The sequence below is a fragment of the Elizabethkingia argenteiflava genome (assembly GCF_009904105.1).
GTDB lineage: Bacteria > Bacteroidota > Bacteroidia > Flavobacteriales > Weeksellaceae > Elizabethkingia > Elizabethkingia argenteiflava.
The window spans coordinates 1-319 of sequence record NZ_JAAABJ010000288.1; the positions used below are offsets into that span (position 1 = coordinate 1).

The 319-nt window shown below is 42.9% G+C and carries 1 protein-coding gene; it reads left to right on the top strand.

Going from position 1 to position 319, the window contains the following annotated elements; translation table 11 throughout:
• Positions 1–102: 102 nt before the first annotated feature.
• The coding region (locus GNY06_RS02915) for a transposase (protein ID WP_185151806.1) at positions 103–319 on the top strand (217 nt) is incomplete at its 3' end.

Genomic DNA, 319 nt, shown 5'->3' on the forward strand with positions numbered 1-319 from the left:
CGTGAACTCCAGGGAACTAAACAAACAAAGATTGATCCCAAACGACAGCTAAACATTACCGATCATCAGCAAGGTAATATCTTATCGATGTAATCTATTGGAGTGAGTACCCGAGCAATGCGGGATTATGTTCAGCAAATGTATGCTATGGAGATGTCTCAAGCAGAGATATCCCGTATTACCGATAGTGTACTACCCGCGGTTCAAGAATGGAGAAACCGTCCTCTTGAAACCGTCTATCCCTTTGTATTTCTGGCTTGTATGTTTTTCAAGGTAAGGGTGACTGGTGCTGTTGAAACCCGTGCGATCTATAATATCC